Annotated in this window: 14 protein-coding genes; 9 read left to right on the top strand and 5 right to left on the bottom strand. The window is 46.1% G+C overall.

The features are described 5' to 3' along the window. Nucleotides 1-54 precede the first annotated feature (54 nt). The 4 genes from QUA27_RS24525 to QUA27_RS24510 all read left to right on the top strand — a co-directional run bounded on the left by QUA27_RS24525 (nt 55) and on the right by QUA27_RS24510 (nt 3877). The gene (locus QUA27_RS24525) at nt 55-186 is read left to right on the top strand and encodes a hypothetical protein (protein ID WP_333071315.1); all 132 of its coding nucleotides are present in this window, start codon (nt 55-57) and stop codon (nt 184-186) included. A gap of 23 nt (nt 187-209) precedes the next feature. Then, nucleotides 210-1553 (top strand): PIN domain-containing protein, encoded by a 1344-nt coding sequence (locus tag QUA27_RS24520; RefSeq protein ID WP_333071313.1) that lies wholly within the window; start codon nt 210-212, stop codon nt 1551-1553. Between the two features lie 56 nt (nt 1554-1609). Continuing rightward, nucleotides 1610-2089 carry a type I restriction-modification system subunit M N-terminal domain-containing protein gene (locus QUA27_RS24515; protein WP_333071310.1) on the top strand — a complete coding sequence of 160 codons (480 nt, stop codon included), beginning with the start codon at nt 1610-1612 and terminating at the stop codon, nt 2087-2089. A 426-nt stretch (nt 2090-2515) separates the two neighbouring features. After that, nucleotides 2516-3877, top strand: a complete 1362-nt coding sequence (locus tag QUA27_RS24510) for a cytochrome P450 family protein (RefSeq protein ID WP_333071309.1) — start codon at nt 2516-2518, stop codon at nt 3875-3877. On the opposite strand, the gene QUA27_RS24505 is transcribed toward QUA27_RS24510, so the two are convergent. Next, nucleotides 3861-4139 carry a hypothetical protein gene (locus QUA27_RS24505; protein ID WP_333071308.1) on the bottom strand — a complete coding sequence of 93 codons (279 nt, stop codon included), beginning with the start codon at nt 4137-4139 and terminating at the stop codon, nt 3861-3863. The two genes, QUA27_RS24510 and QUA27_RS24505, sit on opposite strands and share 17 nt — an antisense overlap. Between QUA27_RS24505 and QUA27_RS24500 the strand changes: the two genes are divergently transcribed. Then, on the top strand, nt 4138-4683 hold the full coding sequence (locus QUA27_RS24500) for a hypothetical protein (RefSeq protein ID WP_333071306.1): 546 nt from the start codon (nt 4138-4140) through the stop codon (nt 4681-4683). The two genes, QUA27_RS24505 and QUA27_RS24500, sit on opposite strands and share 2 nt — an antisense overlap. A 492-nt stretch (nt 4684-5175) precedes the next feature. On the opposite strand, the gene QUA27_RS24495 is transcribed toward QUA27_RS24500, so the two are convergent. Continuing rightward, entirely contained in the window at nt 5176-10701 is a 5526-nt protein-coding gene (locus QUA27_RS24495) for an SdrD B-like domain-containing protein (RefSeq protein WP_333071304.1), read from the bottom strand. A gap of 352 nt (nt 10702-11053) precedes the next feature. After that, the gene (locus tag QUA27_RS24490) at nt 11054-11197 is read right to left on the bottom strand and encodes a hypothetical protein (protein WP_333071302.1); all 144 of its coding nucleotides are present in this window, start codon (nt 11195-11197) and stop codon (nt 11054-11056) included. Nucleotides 11198-11235: 38 nt separating this feature from the next. Here QUA27_RS24490 and mtnA point away from each other — a divergent pair, with 38 nt between their 5' ends. From mtnA to QUA27_RS24475, 3 genes are read left to right on the top strand one after another with little or no spacing between them, the layout of a single operon-like run. Then, the gene (gene mtnA, locus QUA27_RS24485; protein WP_333071300.1) at nt 11236-12297 is read left to right on the top strand and encodes an S-methyl-5-thioribose-1-phosphate isomerase; all 1062 of its coding nucleotides are present in this window, start codon (nt 11236-11238) and stop codon (nt 12295-12297) included. A gap of 4 nt (nt 12298-12301) precedes the next feature. Continuing rightward, nucleotides 12302-12820: a type IV pilin-like G/H family protein gene (locus QUA27_RS24480; protein WP_333071297.1), complete on the top strand. Its 519-nt coding sequence runs from the start codon at nt 12302-12304 to the stop codon at nt 12818-12820. A gap of 3 nt (nt 12821-12823) precedes the next feature. Continuing rightward, nucleotides 12824-13681, top strand: a complete 858-nt coding sequence (locus QUA27_RS24475; protein ID WP_333071296.1) for a sulfurtransferase — start codon at nt 12824-12826, stop codon at nt 13679-13681. Nucleotides 13682-13798: 117 nt separating this feature from the next. On the opposite strand, the gene QUA27_RS24470 is transcribed toward QUA27_RS24475, so the two are convergent. Then, nucleotides 13799-14146, bottom strand: a complete 348-nt coding sequence (locus tag QUA27_RS24470; protein WP_333071294.1) for a hypothetical protein — start codon at nt 14144-14146, stop codon at nt 13799-13801. A gap of 241 nt (nt 14147-14387) precedes the next feature. On the opposite strand from QUA27_RS24470, the gene cdf31 reads away from it, so the two are divergent. Beyond that, on the top strand, nt 14388-15335 hold the full coding sequence (gene cdf31 / locus QUA27_RS24465) for a CDF family zinc efflux transporter Cdf31 (RefSeq protein WP_333071292.1): 948 nt from the start codon (nt 14388-14390) through the stop codon (nt 15333-15335). 196 nt (nt 15336-15531) lie between these two features. Here cdf31 and QUA27_RS24460 read toward each other — a convergent pair whose 3' ends face one another. After that, nucleotides 15532-15729 carry a hypothetical protein gene (locus QUA27_RS24460; protein ID WP_333071290.1) on the bottom strand — a complete coding sequence of 66 codons (198 nt, stop codon included), beginning with the start codon at nt 15727-15729 and terminating at the stop codon, nt 15532-15534. Nucleotides 15730-15918: the final 189 nt, after the last annotated feature.

Below are 15918 nucleotides of genomic sequence, written 5' to 3'. Positions count from 1 at the left end.
ATTTGGGATTTGGAATTTGGGATTTATGATCGAGGTGGACCGCAGCAGTTGGTAATGCCAGCATCTTTGAAGGTGAAAGCGGTTGACAAGTATGGCAACGTGCGAGAAATTGCTGGCTTATTTGGCGGGGCAGATAAATTGAAGCATGCAGTCGAGCAGTTGCAGAGTTTATTGTATTCGGCTTAGGAAAAGTGAAAGGAGTTGTAATAATGTCCGCAGAACAAAAACCAATTTGTGTAGTGATTGATACAAATATATGGTTGCAAGAATCTAGTCTTTTGATGCGAACGGCTATGGGTTCGGCATTGCTTTATATCCTCAAACAAAGTAGTGGAAAAATAGGTCTCCCGGAAATTATAGAAGAAGAGCTTACGAGAAATATTGTTGAAAACGGACTTAAAGCCATTCAACAAATTGATAAAGGGTTTAAATCTATTGAAGTAATTATGGGCTTTCGCGATTCTTATGAAGTACCGAATAAAGCTCAATTAGAAGTGGCTGTTAAAGAAAGGTTAACAGATTTGGATGACGTAATTATTAGGATTTTATTTACATTTGAACACGCTCAATCAGCACTAAGGAGAATTAATGAAAAAACTCAACCTAATGGAGAAAACAATCAGCAATTTAAAGACTCAGCTATTTGGGAAGCAATATTAACACTTTCATATTCATATACAATATATTTTATTAGTGCCGATAAACATTTCTTTAAAAATAGAGAAAAGCAAACTGAAGAACTAGCGGATAATTTATTAAAAGAGTGTAATCAATTGGGAGCAAAGGTATCTATTTATAACAATATTGCATCCTGCCTTAAGGCTCTTCAGCAAGACGTACCATCACTTGACTATTCAAATATTATTTTAACTATTGATAACCTTGTTAGTAGTGGATTAAGACGAGAACTAGCTACGGAAATTGGATTTGAAATAACTACACTCGAAATTGAAAAATCATCACTTTCAGCATTCTTTACAGAAATAAATGGCAAGTTAGCATTAAGTTTTGAACTCTGTTACCACTGTATTGATATACAGAATAATGGCGAGGTCGAAAGGACAGAAGCTCTTTTAAGAGCCAAAGGAGATTGCTTGTATGAAATTGATACTCAAAAAATTTCTGATATAAAAATGGATCGGGAAAGGATCTACTGGGTAGAGCCAAGCGGAGAAGCGGGTAGACGAGGAGTTGTGTATGCTTCTGCTACTGCTACTATAGGAGGAAGTGAGCAAGTTAACTATACTTTCAGAGAACCCGTTGATTTTATCCGCTCTCCAGACTTAGACAGGAAGAAGCGAGTAGATAAATTCCGCACTAAGCAAGATTTTTTTAAGCAGTATAGTACACAGCAAAGGGCAATTTTAGAAATATTTTTAGAGAAATATATTGAAACAGGATTTTCTGTATTTCAGAATATTATCGGTTCAATTATAAAGTATCCTGAATTTGCTCAATATGGTGATGTAATTAAAATAATAACACTGTTTGGAGAACAAGAAAACTTAGAAAAAGCACTAAATCAATTACAAAATCTTTTGTACTCAGTCTAGTAGATGTTTTCTAAGAGTTATATTTCTAAGTGTGATTACTTTAATTTTCTCTCAAAATGCCCAAACGCACTACATCTCAAACCAATAAACCCGTCACCACTGCTCAACGCCTCGGCAGCATGATAAAGTCGGCGCGTGACATCATGCGGAAAGATAAGGGAATGAATGGGGAATTAGACCGTTTACCCCAATTCACTTGGATTCTTTTACTCCAGCTATTAGATGATGCGGAAAATATCAGAGAAGAAGAAGCCTTTTTAGAGGGAAAATTTGATAAGTACAAACCGCTGATTCAATCTTCGTACCGCTGGGGTAATTGGGCTGCTCATGATGAAGGGATGAGCGGCGATGATTTGCTCACATTCATTAACAATGATGAAGTAACGCTGCGTGACGGGACAAAAAGCTCTGGTTTGTTCGCTTATTTGCGGAATCTTCAAAGTGCGACGGGGCGCGATCTCAAAAAAGAAGACAATAAAGATTTGCTTTCTCTAGGCAACAATCTTACTTTCTCTCAACTTTCCTTTATTCAATAAAACAGTACAACTTTCATCCGTTCGTCAGCAAAGGGAGAAATTTTAGTTGCTCTGAATGGGTCTCATTCACTCTAATTAATGTCGCCGATTTTGTTGGCTAAATTTAATAGCAAGTAGTCGCACACAACTACTGTTTATGTGTGACTCTAAAAGATTGTGGCTAATACTTGAGATGCAGAAAATATATCTACTGACGAGGAATCGTTATAAATTACACTCACTGTCCGGAAAAAGGCTAGACTTAGACGCAGACATATTCAGTAAAACTATCTCTATATTGCCACTGCGTGCACAAAGAAAAATGGCTATAGTTATACTTACTGATTTTGGCAATGAAGCGGGTATTCAATCACGCTCAATTGCCGCTCAATACCCTCTTGCTGCTAACTGCAAAGCGGGTTATGGCGAGGGATTCTCGGAGGAATTATGATGAACCTAAATTTAGATACTATTTTCTCATCGCTGATGAACCCGGCCCTGAACGAGTTTCAGGTTTGGGCTTTGCAAAACCCGGAAGAAAGTCTCAGCAAAACGATGCTACCGCCGATCGCCCTGATTGAGGGTTTGATTGCCAACGAACCCACCTATTTGCAGATAAAACGGCTGGCTTTCGGAGCCAACTTTTGCTGCGCGGGGCAAGTCGTGATGGGAGAGTTTGACACGCTGGAAAAAGCACTCACATCGCCCCAGGCGCGCGGATGGCGCCTTGGTACTTCTGTACTCGATCCCGATCGCGCCCCCAACCAAGATGTCGGCGGTAGAAACCTTTTTCTGCTGTCTTTGTCGGATCGCGAAACTGATGGTAGCAGCAACCACGCAGCATTCCGAAGCTGTATGCAGAAATATCTTTTCAACAGTGCCACAGCGGATCGCCAGGGAGACGAAATCAGCAGGCGGTTGCTCGATCGGCTAGCCGCAGATTATGCCGAGATGTCGCACGGTGCGGGGGGAGCGTTTTTTACCGATGTCAAGCGGGGTTGGATGGGATTTTTAGTCCGATACCTGCACTACGTCATCTTTGGGATTAATCCAGACAATTCAGAGTCGATCGAAGTTCTCACCGAATTGCATTACACCCGCCAAAGCCCGCTGCACTACTTCGCCGTCATCGGCAACCTATTAGAAAGCCTGAACCTTTTTGGACATGGCAATTTGTCCACTCTAATCGAGCGTGCAGCGACTATCTATGAAAATTCCCCAGCTTTAGCCGACTTCGAGGAGAGCTCGGAAAACAACGGCATGACTAAGCGGGAATTGGCAAAGCTGATGACATCAATTATGGGCATAGCGGGAATGCAAGGCCCCCTACACCTGGGCTACACGGCAATGGGATACCGCCCTCTCCCTGCCTATAAAGGACAACAGACGGCCGAAATTAACCCGACTGATTTTTGGGATGATCTCGATTTGGACGATCGCCAGTCGATCGAGCTCTTCCTCCTGGAATGCGCCCGCCTCTGGGCCCCCGTCAGCGCCACGCACAGAGTCGCGACAGGGCCTTTCACCGCAACCGTAGCGGGCAAAGAGCGCACCTTCCCCGCAGGAACCAAGGTACTCATACCGCTCAGCCTGGGGCTGCTAGACGAGAGTTTCTGGGGCTCTACGGTATACGAATTCAACCCTAAGCGGGAGAATCTGTGCCCTTTTCATATGGGATTTCATTCCGTGGGCGATCGGAGTGCGGGACGGATTTGCCCCGGTAAAGACATCGCACTCAAGATGCTGGTGGATGTCGTGAGTACGGTAGGCAAAGTGCGACGAGCTTCTGAGCCTAACTTGCGGCGGTAATTAATCCAAAAGCTCGATCGGACAGCGGTTGAAACTGAGATATTGCACCATTCTCGCTTAACAGGCCCGACGGCCCACCCCACAAGACATCAAGTTTATTGTGGGGTGTCCCCCCGCCCTTGAATAACTGATTGGCTATGATGCAAGATGTGAGTTGAAACAGCACGCCACATAAACTATCGATCGTTCGATCGACTAAGAAATCAAGGGGGTATCCAATAGGAAACCAAAACCCAACTATTTTGAGGATAAATAATACCATGTTAATCGAACAAAAGCAACTAAAAAACATCGCGAATTGGATGAAAGTAGAACATCCAGCCGAGTTACCCGAAGTCCTGCAAGGTATCTTTTTTATGGACGGGAATGTTTTACCAGACCATTGTTTGACGATGTACAGTTCAGACTGGAATGCTGAGGAACGGACGTTATTGCTGCGCGTTTTTGACCCTGTTATCTGGACATTTCATTCATCAATGGCGGGACGGATGTTACTTTATTTAGTCAAATTTTCTCGCTTCAGCTACTTGTTTCGATTCTCAGATGCAACTTTGCAGCACGGGCACATCACGCCGATAGTGTTTGGATGGTCTGTGCCGCAGTGGCTTGTAGATTTTTTGATCGATCGAGATCCGAATACTCCGAATGGAGATATCTGGCATCGCACAAACTCGTTTTTCGGCAGACCTCCTGACAACGGATATACACTCCGCAGGATTGTAGACAAAGATGGGAATTACACATCAGCTTTTCCAGATATGCTGTCTAAGGTTGAGAGTGATTGTTTAATTATTGCAAAAGAGTGAAAATATTTAGGAAAACTACAAAACCCGCTTAATTAGGCGGGTTTTGTCGATCGAAGTGGCGGGGTTTGAACCGACGACCTATACGATGCCAAGTTTGATGTGATATCGTTTCCGGTTGCATCGGCATAATAAAATCGAGTCAACAGTTAACACTCAACCATTCAGTTTTTCGACCCAGAGTCATATCAACTGCGGTAGCATGGGAATTAATCTTACCCACAGGTTGGACACGGCGCCGTGCAACCGAAAACGATATTACTTATGGCTCATCAGAGTTTATTTGCCATGATTATACAGCGTATTCCAGGTTCATAAAGTAGTAGGGACAAGGCAGTGCCTTGTCCCTACGGGGATTCATGGATCGGGGGTGTACTTCACAAACAACGTGGAATCTCCAGTAAGATGTTTGGTTTCACGCTTTTTTGATTCGCCAACAGTCTCTTAATCCATCGTCCCTACAATATTCTCACCTAATTAATTAGCTCGATCGCACTAGAGGAGAGCAAAATCTGTGGCAGTAATCACGCTTGCAGGCACATTGCGGAGAGTTGCCAAAAGTTGACCGGAACCCGTAACTCGGATGAGAGTTGAACTATTCTCAGCCACAATGCTTAGTTGGGAGAAATCCAGACCACCCATTAAGCCGATCGAATCGATACCGTATTGAAAGTCTAAAATAGTCTCGCTGCCGAACTCCATACCCAACATAAATCGATCGTTTCCGGTGCCTCCAATCAGAGTATCATTCCCTTGATCTCCAAACAAGAAATCGTCCCCAGCACTGCCAAGCAAACTATCCTCATCCTTACCGCCGTAAATAGTATCGTTCCCGACCTCCCCATTGACAGTATCCTGACCTTCATTGCCAAACAGCAAATCGTTGCCCAAACCGCCGCATATTTGGTCTTTTCCGCCAGTAGAACCAATAGGAAGAGGGCTACCAATATCCCCGTACACTGTATCTTCCCCCTCGCCACCGCAGATAGTATCACTTCCTTCATCGCCAAACAGCAGGTTGCTGCCCAATTCGCCGAAAACTAAGTCATCGCCCTTGCCGGCACGCACTGTATCATTACCCTCACCGCCTGCGATCGTATCTTGATTTTTCTCCCCGCTGAGGAAGTCATTGCCCGCCAAACCGAACACCAAATCGTTGCCAGTCAAATCAGGGTCGAAGGGGTTAATAGTTCCCCCGTAGATAATATCGTTACCCTGGTCGCCAATTAAAGTATCGCTCTCTTGGTCGCCGAAAATAATGTCGTCATCTTTGCCGCCGTAAACAACATCGTCGTTCTTGCCCGCAAAGATTAAATCCTCTCCAGCAACTCCATTGAGGTAATCATTACCCTCATTGCCAAACACCAAGTCCGTGTCTATATCGGGGCCAACCGGGAAAGCACTGTTAAGTCCCCCGTAAACATTATCATTGCCTCGCAACCCGGCCAACAAATCATCGCCGTCAAAACCATTTATTTCGTCACCGTTATTAGTCGCGAGAATAGTGTCGTTGCCGTTACTACCGTTGCGGGTATTAGTGGCAGAATTTGGGCCGCGAATACTGCTAATGCTGGGTAAAACAATTTGCGAACAAATGCAGTCAGCATCTTGTCCTTCTTGCGGTGGTAGTGGTGTTGGTGGTGGTGTTGGTGGGACTGGGGCGAAGGAATTGCCAAAGTTAATATTGCTAACATTAGTGCCACTGACAGCAATAATATCAGCAGGATTGGCAGTAGTTTGCGTCCAACCAGTCTGCTGGACTTCCCGAACTCGATAAGTTCCCGGTCCTAAATTAGCGAAACTATAGCCTCCTAAACTATCAGTTGAAGTATTAACTTCTCCAGCATCTAAAGAGTCATTGCTGTTAACGTCAAGGAAGATTTGCCAGTTCGGCAAGAGCGGTTCTTGAGCATCCAAAACCCCATTGTTATTGAGGTCATTAAACTTGCTGCCGGAGATACTAATATTTTGGAAATTGCCAAAATTAACGTTCGATTGACTTGCGCCACTACCCAGATTAACCGCCGCCGGATTAGCAGTAGTTTGCGTCCAACCAGTCTGCTGGACTTCCCGCACATTGTAGGTGCCGGGATTGAGGTTGTTGAAACTGTAATTACCAGAATTGTCAGTGGTAACAGTAGTTTCGCCCGAATCTAAAGAGTTGTTCCCGTTCGCATCGAGGAAAATTTGCCATCCCGAAAGACCAGTTTCCTCCGCATCCTGAGTACCGTTGCCGTTGCGGTCGTTGAATTTAAGACCGCTGATGCTGCTTTGTTGGACGGGAGTCGGAGGCAGAGGCGGAGTCGGAGTCGGAGTTGGAGGGGGAGGCGATGTCGGAGTTGGAGTTGGAGGGAGAGGAAACGTCGATCGATTGCCAAAATTAACTGTAGCAGGATTAGTTTGACCTGCTGCCAGAGTCACCGAAACCGGGTTTGGAGTAGTTGGCGCAATGTCCGCCGGTACAAGTTCCTGGACGCTGTAAGTACCTGCAGGCAAGTTGCCGAAAGTGAAACTGCCATCAGCCCCAGTGTTAACGGAAGTTTCATCTGTATCTAGATTGTTGTTGTTATTGGTGTCAAGGAAAATCCTAAATCCGGAAACACCAAGTTCTCCGGCTGTTTGAGTGCCGTTGCCATCAATGTCGTTAAATGTAATCCCGGTGATGCTGCCTAGTACAGTGGGTATTGTTTGGTTGCCGAAATTAACGGTAGCAGGAGTAGTTTGACCTGCTGTCAAAATCACTGGGGGCGGGTTTTGAGTAGTTTGCCGACTGCCAACTGGCACAACTTCCCGAACGTTGTAAGTGCCCGCAGGCAAGTTGCCGAAAGTGAAACTGCCGTCAGCGGCGGTAGTTGCGGAAGTTTCGCCGGCACTGAGAATGCCGTCACCGTTTGTGTCGAGGAAAACTGTAACCCCGGGAACGCCAATTTCTCCGGCTGCTTGAGTGCCGTTGCCGTCAATGTCGTTAAATTTTATACCAGTAATGCTGCCGAGTACAGCGGGTATTGTTTGGTTGCCGAAATTAACTGTAGCAGGAGTAGTCTGACCTGCTGTCAGTATGACGGAAACCGGGTTAGCCGTAGTTGTTTGGCTTCCAGCCGGTACAACTTCCCGGACGCTGTAAGTACCTGCAGGCAAGTTGCCGAAAGTGAAACTGCCGTTGGCGGCGGTAGTTGCGGAAGTTTCGCCGGCACCGAGGATGCCGTCACCGTTTGTGTCGAGGAAAACTGTAACTCCGGGAACGCCAACTTCTCCGGCTGCTTGAGTGCCGTTGCCGTCAATGTCGTTAAATTTGATGCCGGCGATCGTACTCAGCGGTACGGGTATTGCTTGGTTGCCGAAATTAACTGTAGCAGGAGTAGTTTGACCGACTGTCAGTATGACGGAAACCGGGTTAGCCGTAGTTGTTTGGCTTCCAGCCGGTACAACTTCCCGGACGCTGTAAGTACCTGCAGGCAAGTTGCCGAAAGTGAAACTGCCGTTGGCGGCGGTAGTTGCGGAAGTTTCTCCGACACTGAGAATGCTGTCACCGTTGGTGTCGAGGAAAACTGTAACTCCGGGAACGCCAAGTTCTCCGGCAGCTTGAGTGCCGTTGCCGTCAATGTCGTTAAATTTGATGCCGGTGATGGTACTCAGCGGTACGACAACGGGAACAGGCTGTGCGGAAAATTCCGAAGTGTTGCCGGCGGCGTCGGTTGCTGTGGCGGTGATTAATTGGCCTGCGGTGACTGCTGCTGGGAAAGTTTGATTGAAAGCAGCGTTGCCTCCAGCGTCTGTAGTTACCGGGATAGAAGCAATTAAGGTTTGACCTTGGGTTCCCGGGGGATTGTTGGCGAAAAATTGGAGGGTGAAATTGGCACTGGGAATGCTGTTGTAAGTTCCCGCGACGGTGACGCTGCCAGCGCTAGCGGTAGCGGTAGTGAGTACGGGGGTGTTTTGGAGGTTGTTTGCACCGGTGTCGGCGTCGCCCGCATCGTTGGCGGTGATGCCGTTGTTGCCGAGGTCGATGCCTAGGCCGGCGTTGGCGAAGATCGAGTTGTTTTGGATGCTGTTGCCGGTACCGGAATTAACTGTGACCCCAGCTATAGAGTTATTGGCTATAGTATTCCCCACGCCCGGTGCTGTGCCGCCGATCGCATTATTGGAAGAGTCAACCAATACCCCAGGAGCGCTATTCGCCACTGCGGTAGTGCCGTCGGTTCCGACGCCGATGAAGTTTCCCCGCACAAAGTTACCTGTAGCTCCGGCATTAATGATGACACCGCTACTGCTATTGCCAGAAATGACGTTGCGCTCGCCTGCCGTCGAGTCCCCGCCAATTGTATTGTTAGTGGCATTCGCAGTGATGGCAACGCCAAAACTGCCGTTGGCGATGGCTGCCGTACCTGCGGTATTGGTACCGATGAAATTGCCCCGCACACTGTTCCCTGTGGCACCGACACCTGAGATGCTGATGCCACTGCCAACATTGCCAGAAATAATGTTCCGAACCGCTGCTGTATTGCCACCGATCGTATTGTTGAGCCCATTGTCTATGACGACGCCAGCACCGTTGCTCAAGGTTGTTCCACTGGCATTGAGACCGATGAAATTGGCTTGGACAGCGTTGCTGCTGCTATTGTCAACAATGCTGATGCCGCTGTTAGCATTACCGGAAATGACGTTGCCAGCACCCGTTACACTACCGCCAATCGTATTATTGTTTGCGCTTCCCTGGAGAGCTACGCCCACACTATTTGCAACTGCATTGTTGCCGCTGACATCTGTGCCGATGTAGTTGCCTAGGAGTTGGTTGTTGATGGCTGCCGTGCCAGAAATAACTGTCCCAGTACCGTTACCGGAAATAATATTGCGGGCCGCCGCCGTGCTGCCCCCTACTATATTGTTAGCTGCCTCTTGGATAACTACTCCGGCACCGATGTTGGCTAATGCAGCCGTGCCCGCTGCATTAGTGCCGATGAAGTTGCCCAGTACAGAGTTGCTCCCGCCAGCAATGATGACACCGAAAGTAGTATTGCCGGAAATGACATTGCGATCGCCCTGGTTAGGTCCGCCAATTATGTTACCGGTCGCACCGGACTGAATGACGACGCCAAATACGCCGTTGGGCCTGGGCAGAGTGCCCGTGGCATCAAGACCGATGTAATTGCCAGATACTGTGTTCCCATTGCTTTGAACGGAGATGCCGGCGGTGGTGAACCCATTAATTATTAATCCCCGCACGGTGCTGCTACCAGCAGCAAGGATCAGACCGTTTCCAACGGTATTATTGCCAGATAGCTCGATAAGTGGGACGCCTGCAAATCCAGTCTGCGAGGTACCGTTGATGATTACGGGAGCGGTAATAGGTGGCAAGACAGTCAGGGGCGCGATCGTCTGCACGCCTGTACCAATGGCAAAGTTAATATTGTGCGGCGGTGCGGCCGCTGCATTCGCATCCGTAATCGCTTGTCGAAGCGAACCCGGCCCGGCATCGTTGATATTAGTAACAGTAAATGTCGCCAAGGTATGCGCGTAATTTGCCATCACCTCTGGCTCGATCGCCAATCCTGTTTTAAGCGCTCCAGTAGCGTATTCAAGTACCCAGTTTCCGCCTTTTTGGGCACTCCCAGTAATATCTGCAGAAGCAGCAATATTAGCTTTTGTTAACTTGCTCAGCTTTTGTACAAAAGCTTCTCCTTTTTTACCTGCTGCTACGTTGCAACCGTAAAGCAGAATTTCAAATCGATTTTGAAGTGAGTTGACAGATGACGAAAACCACCGTTTCAAACAGCCGCGATATGTTTCTAAATTGTCGGAATTCAGGCTAGTTTGCCCTAGCTGCAAACTTCCCGATTCCCCGTGAGAAATAATATGAACGCTTTCTATACCTTTGCGGATCTGCAATGCTTCGGCAATTTGTTCGATGCCGTCCCGCGTACGATCAACTAAAATTACCTCTGTACCCGCTTTAACACCGAGCGCCAGACTCTGCCAATCTTCAACTGCTGAATCTACGAATACTATTTGTTGGTTTTTCATAATTACTGTTCCCCCATGCACCTAGTTAGGTTTTCACAATGTTGTTTCCGTGCGATGATAGTCGCTACTTCAATCCACCACAAATACGGCTAGCACAAAACCCGCCTTCAACTTAGTAATAGAGTTGTACAGACAAAGCTTTACAATTATCTATTTTTGTGATTCTTGTAAATCTGTTAGACCTGGAAAGTTATTCGATCGCACTTTTTTATTCTCAACTTAAAAAAACCAGACAGCAGGTACAGCTAGCTTGTTCCCGATTACGGAAATTTTTCAAAAAACGCAAGTATAATTTACACAACTTAATGTACGGTTTTTTACTAAGTACACTTTTGTGAAAAAGAATCCAACTCTACGCAAATCCCAAACCCAGAGATTGGTAAGTATCCAGCAATTCTTCACTCTCAAATCTCCAGTCTCGAATCTCAAACCGCAGGGCTGGGATTTTGGCAAATTCAGCGTGTCCCTCATAACATAGAGGAATAGTCGCCTTCATGGCATCATAGAAACTTGTCCCTCACATCATTGAAATCGATGACCCCTCAAAACTCCCCTGTTTCCCCCGTCACTTGGAAAGAAGACAGAGTTCTGCTAATTGACCAAAACCGACTCCCGAAAGAATACGGTGTAGTCGAAATTAGCCGCTGCGAAGATATGGCTGAGGCGATTAAAACTATGATAGTCCGAGGTGCTCCGGCGATCGGGGTAGCAGCAGCTTACGGGATGTATTTGGGGGCGAGGGAAATAGAAACGGGCGATCGTACCGAGTTTTTTACTAAACTAGAACAAGTTGGCGAGTTATTGCGATCGACTCGTCCGACTGCGGTTAATTTGTTTTGGGCAATATCGCGAATGCTCAAAACAGCCGAGAAAACTAGCGGTTCTGTCGAACAAGTGCAAAAAACTTTGTTAGAAATGGCTAAAACCATTCAAGCAGAAGACTTGCAAACTTGTAAAGATATCGGCGACAAAGGTTTAGAAGTTCTGCCAGCTACACCGGAAAAATTGAACTTACTAACTCACTGCAATGCAGGTGCGTTGGCAACAGCAGGCTACGGTACTGCTTTAGGTGTATTTCGTTCTGCTTGGCGAGAAGGAAGACTCGGAAGAGTTTTTGCAGACGAAACTCGGCCGCGTCTCCAAGGTGCAAAACTGACCACTTGGGAATGCGTGCAAGAAGGAATTCCCGTCACATTGATAGCAGACAATATGGCTGCTCACTGCATGAAACTCGGCATGATTCACGCAGTAGTTGTCGGTGCAGACAGAATCGCTGCTAACGGCGACGCCGCCAATAAAATTGGCACTTACAGTTTAGCAATTGTTGCCAAAGCTCACAACGTCCCGTTTTTTGTTGCAGCTCCTCTGTCAACAATTGATTTTGAACTTTCCGATGGCAGCAAAATTCCCATTGAAGAACGCGATCCAGTTGAAATGTATCAAGTTGGAACTACGCGAATTTGTCCTGTGGGAGTCGATTTTTACAATCCCGCTTTTGACGTAACTCCGGCGGAATTAATATCGGGAATAATCACAGAACACGGCACGGTTGCTCCTGGGGCTTTGAAACAGTTTCAGGCAAAACAATTAGTTTAATTATATGTTTCTCAACTGCTCATTCCACATGGTTTCTGTGAAATTAAGCATGATTTATAGCAGCAACTGGCAGATCAAAGTTGCGATCGCAGCTCTAACTCTGCCATTTGTTTTCAGTCCAGTCTCGGAAGCTCAAGTTTCGCAAACGTTTAAAGCTAAGGAATCAGAAGCAAAAAAAATTGTGGGTTCGATGAATAAAGCTCAGCAAGTTTACTATGCTGAGAAAGCAGGTTTTACAAGTTCTGTTTCCCATCTCTTGGTTTATATGGGTCTCCGAATTAAACCTGACGCAGCCAATTATAGCTACTCGATCGCCATGGTGAAAAAAGGTGCTGTATTTAACTACGGAGTATCGAAGCGAGCTAATCTCAAAAGTTTTGTGGGGGGAGTCTTTTTGGTGGGAAACAAGACCCAAACAATCTTGTGTCTAAATGTGGCTCCTGGCAAGACTAAACCAGCTCCTCCAACTAATACCAAAGGGGTTTTAGCCTGCGGTGCTAATACCGCCAAAGTTACTCAATAAATTATGTCTAATTTACTGGGTAATTTAGCAAATAACTGGATAGTAAATGCAGACTTAGCTAAGCAATTGCTGGAACAAGAAGCTACTTTGCTTGATGCTCGCGCACCTATTTTAAAGTGGTTTTGTCGTCTCCCACCCGCTATTCCCGTAAGTTGGCAGGAATTTTCGCGTTCCGACTTTCCCCACAAGGGAAAAATTATCGAAAATAACACAATTTTAACTCTAAAACTGCAAGCAATTGGTATTTGTCAAGACAAACCTGTGATAGTGGTTGCCGATTCTGTGAAAGGGTGGGGCGAAGAGGGGCGAATTGTTTGGATGTTGCGGACTTTGGGACACGAAAAAGCTGTTTTTGTAGATGGAGGGTATCTAGCTTTAATCAAAGCTGGAATTTCTCAAGTAAAAGCTGCAAATAATCCACCGCAAACAGGAGATTTTGTAATATCTCGCCGCTCGAATTGGGAAATTCAGCGGGATGAATTGAAAGCTATCTTAGGAGATGAGAATTTAGTCATTATTGACACCAGAGAGCCGCGAGAATATGCAGGTAAAACGCCTTACGGAGAAAAGCGCGGCGGCCACATTCCCGGTGCGGTTCACCTCTATTACAAACAGTTAATGGACAAACAGGGAAAACTGCTGGGTCGCGGGGAAATAGTCGCTATTTTGCAGCAAAAAGGAGTTTCGCAGTCAACTAAAATTGTGAGTTATTGCTCCGGGGGAATTCGCTCTGCATGGTTGACTTGTGTGTTGACAAATGTGGGATTTAATGCTAATAATTATGCAGGTTCTATGTGGGAATGGTCGGCTTCGCGTGCCGATAGCTATCCTCTTTCAATAAGCCTTTCAGGGGCGGGCTAGAAGCCCACCCACAAGAAAATTTAATGTTTGTGGAACAGGCCGGAAAGCCTGTTAAGCGAGAATGGTATCTGAACTCAGATTCAACCTATTAACTACAAACGATCGAGGTTGAGATTCTCAACCGACTTGTTCGATATACTGAGCGAGATCGTCGCGCAGGCGGCTGAGTTCGGCTTCGGTGGTCACGCGCACGCGATCGTCCCTAACCGTAATCAGCACTTTCGCAGCAAAAGGAGTTGGCCAGATATTCGGGTTGCAGAAAACTTCCAAAAAGACATCTCCTGCATAGCGATATTCCATCGGTTTTTGGGGAGAAGCTTTAGCGCCAGAGGTTTTGGCTGCTACAGCTTTCAAGCTTTCCATCAAAGCTGCAATTTCGCTTTGCAAATCCCGCGCAGCTTGCGGGGAAAAGCTAAAGGAGACAGAACCTTCGACTAAATTCAGTGTCAGCGGAGAAATAGACATGGGCAATGAAATTTAACATACTATTGTTAATGATAAAAAATATAGTAACCCAAAAGAAGTACATTCCAGCTCAATTGGACTGCGAAACTGCTATTAATTAAAAATTGTCTCAAGAAGCTAGGCTAAATTAATGAATATAAATCTAGTTGCAAGCTAGAGTCAGCAATACTTTTAACCTGTTATGACTTGATAAGCTTTAAACTAGAAGCCAGAAAAATTGACGGCCGAGCGAGGAGATTTTATGGTTGCCGATAACCGTTCCGAAGTCCGCAAGGTTTTAATAATTACCTTATTGCTAAATTTGCTGGTGATGGCAATTAAAGCAGCCGTGGGATGGCTGACTGGTTCCCTCAGTTTGCTGGCAGATGCTTTGCACAGCGTCACGGACAGCGCTAATAATATTTTAGGATTGGTAACTAATCATTATGCCAATCCGCAGCCCGATCGCGATCATCCCTACGGACACCAAAAATTTGATGCTCTCGGAGCTCTGGGAATTGCTGCTTTTCTGGGAATCGCCTGTTTTGAAATTCTCAGCGGTGCTGTCCAAAGGCTGATTAACGGCGGTAAAGTTGTCAAAATATCCCCAAACGAACTGTGGATTTTGCTGATTGTACTGGGGATTAATATTTTTGTCACTTTTTACGAGCGCAGTGTTGGCAAACGTCTCGGTAGCGCGATTTTAGTGGCTGACGCCCAGCACACGATGAGCGATGTTTGGGTGACAATTATGGTCATCGGCGGGTTGATTGGTGTTTGGCAAGGCCAGGTTTGGAATATACCTCAATTACAATCCTTGGATGTGTTTTTGTCTTTTCCTGTGGCTGTTTTGGTATTTAGCAGCGGTTGGAAGGTTTTAAGGGAAAATCTGCCTTGGTTGGTGGATGAAATGGCGATCGCACCGGAAGTTATTCACGCGATCGCGATCGATGTACCGGGGGTTGTCAACTGTCACTCGATCGCCTCCCGTGGCGTTGTAGGGCGTCAAGTATTTATTGATATGCACATGATTGTGGATGCTGTGGATGTAGAAACAGCTCACCGGATTACAGAAGAAGTAGAAGCCCGTTTGGAAGAACGTTTCAGCCCTGTACGCATCTTAATTCACGTTGAGCCGCCGGCTTACCATTCCGACCAAATTAGCTACGATTCTGGAGAGAAGGAAGAAGTTAAGCGTGAAGTTCGGTAACGGATGAGTCTAACGGATTTAAAGGATGTAACGGATAGACTGAAGCTGGAAGAGGATGGATGTGAAGGAGGAAATATTTAGGCTGTATCTCCAGCAAACAGCAGGTTGAGGGATGAAGGAGGAAGGCGGTTTTTGCGATCGCAATTCCTCTAATTTTTTAAATGCTATGGAGGGAATTAGAGCGATCGCACTTAATTTAGTTGCAGTTTTCCACAGGAAAACGGGGGTTTTCCCCAGAAAAGGGCAAGTTTTCCACAATAGATCGATCGGCTGTCGTCGATTTCTGTCTTTCTATTTGTATAAATTCCAAGTATTTTGAATTTCTGTAGCCATTTCCCCCCGCAAATGCCAAGGTAGCAAAATCTCCACTTTTGAACCGAGAGCTCGCAGCCATCTCAACGGGTAGTGCGGATGGAATTTTTACTTTATTTTATCTGGTGCTAGCCTATCTACTCTCGATCGTAGCGGAAATTCTCCTACTCTGTTTTAGCGGACGATTCTCTTAATGGGACTTAAACAAAATTTAAGCCCAAATAAAGCCCAAACTGGCTTTGTGAGCAGCAAATACGTCCATATTTTTTTG

It is taken from the genome of Microcoleus harperi Pol14_C6 (assembly GCF_036701295.1).
In the GTDB taxonomy this organism is placed as follows: Bacteria; Cyanobacteriota; Cyanobacteriia; order Cyanobacteriales; family Microcoleaceae; genus Microcoleus.
The sequence above is the reverse complement of the archived record's forward strand: the minus strand, read 5'-3'. Positions and strand labels throughout refer to the sequence as shown.

Coding starts and splice junctions, on each gene's coding strand:
- QUA27_RS24460 (WP_333071290.1), bottom strand. CDS start 15,729: ATGGCTGCGAGCTCTCGGTTCAAAAGTGGAGATTTTGCTACCTTGGCA.
- QUA27_RS24500 (WP_333071306.1), top strand. CDS start 4,138: ATGTTAATCGAACAAAAGCAACTAAAAAACATCGCGAATTGGATGAAA.
- QUA27_RS24520 (WP_333071313.1), top strand. CDS start 210: ATGTCCGCAGAACAAAAACCAATTTGTGTAGTGATTGATACAAATATA.
- QUA27_RS24470 (WP_333071294.1), bottom strand. CDS start 14,146: ATGTCTATTTCTCCGCTGACACTGAATTTAGTCGAAGGTTCTGTCTCC.
- QUA27_RS24515 (WP_333071310.1), top strand. CDS start 1,610: ATGCCCAAACGCACTACATCTCAAACCAATAAACCCGTCACCACTGCT.
- QUA27_RS24480 (WP_333071297.1), top strand. CDS start 12,302: ATGTTTCTCAACTGCTCATTCCACATGGTTTCTGTGAAATTAAGCATG.
- QUA27_RS24510 (WP_333071309.1), top strand. CDS start 2,516: ATGATGAACCTAAATTTAGATACTATTTTCTCATCGCTGATGAACCCG.
- QUA27_RS24495 (WP_333071304.1), bottom strand. CDS start 10,701: ATGAAAAACCAACAAATAGTATTCGTAGATTCAGCAGTTGAAGATTGG.
- QUA27_RS24475 (WP_333071296.1), top strand. CDS start 12,824: ATGTCTAATTTACTGGGTAATTTAGCAAATAACTGGATAGTAAATGCA.
- QUA27_RS24505 (WP_333071308.1), bottom strand. CDS start 4,139: ATGGTATTATTTATCCTCAAAATAGTTGGGTTTTGGTTTCCTATTGGA.
- QUA27_RS24525 (WP_333071315.1), top strand. CDS start 55: ATGCCAGCATCTTTGAAGGTGAAAGCGGTTGACAAGTATGGCAACGTG.
- mtnA (WP_333071300.1), top strand. CDS start 11,236: ATGACCCCTCAAAACTCCCCTGTTTCCCCCGTCACTTGGAAAGAAGAC.
- cdf31 (WP_333071292.1), top strand. CDS start 14,388: ATGGTTGCCGATAACCGTTCCGAAGTCCGCAAGGTTTTAATAATTACC.
- QUA27_RS24490 (WP_333071302.1), bottom strand. CDS start 11,197: ATGAAGGCGACTATTCCTCTATGTTATGAGGGACACGCTGAATTTGCC.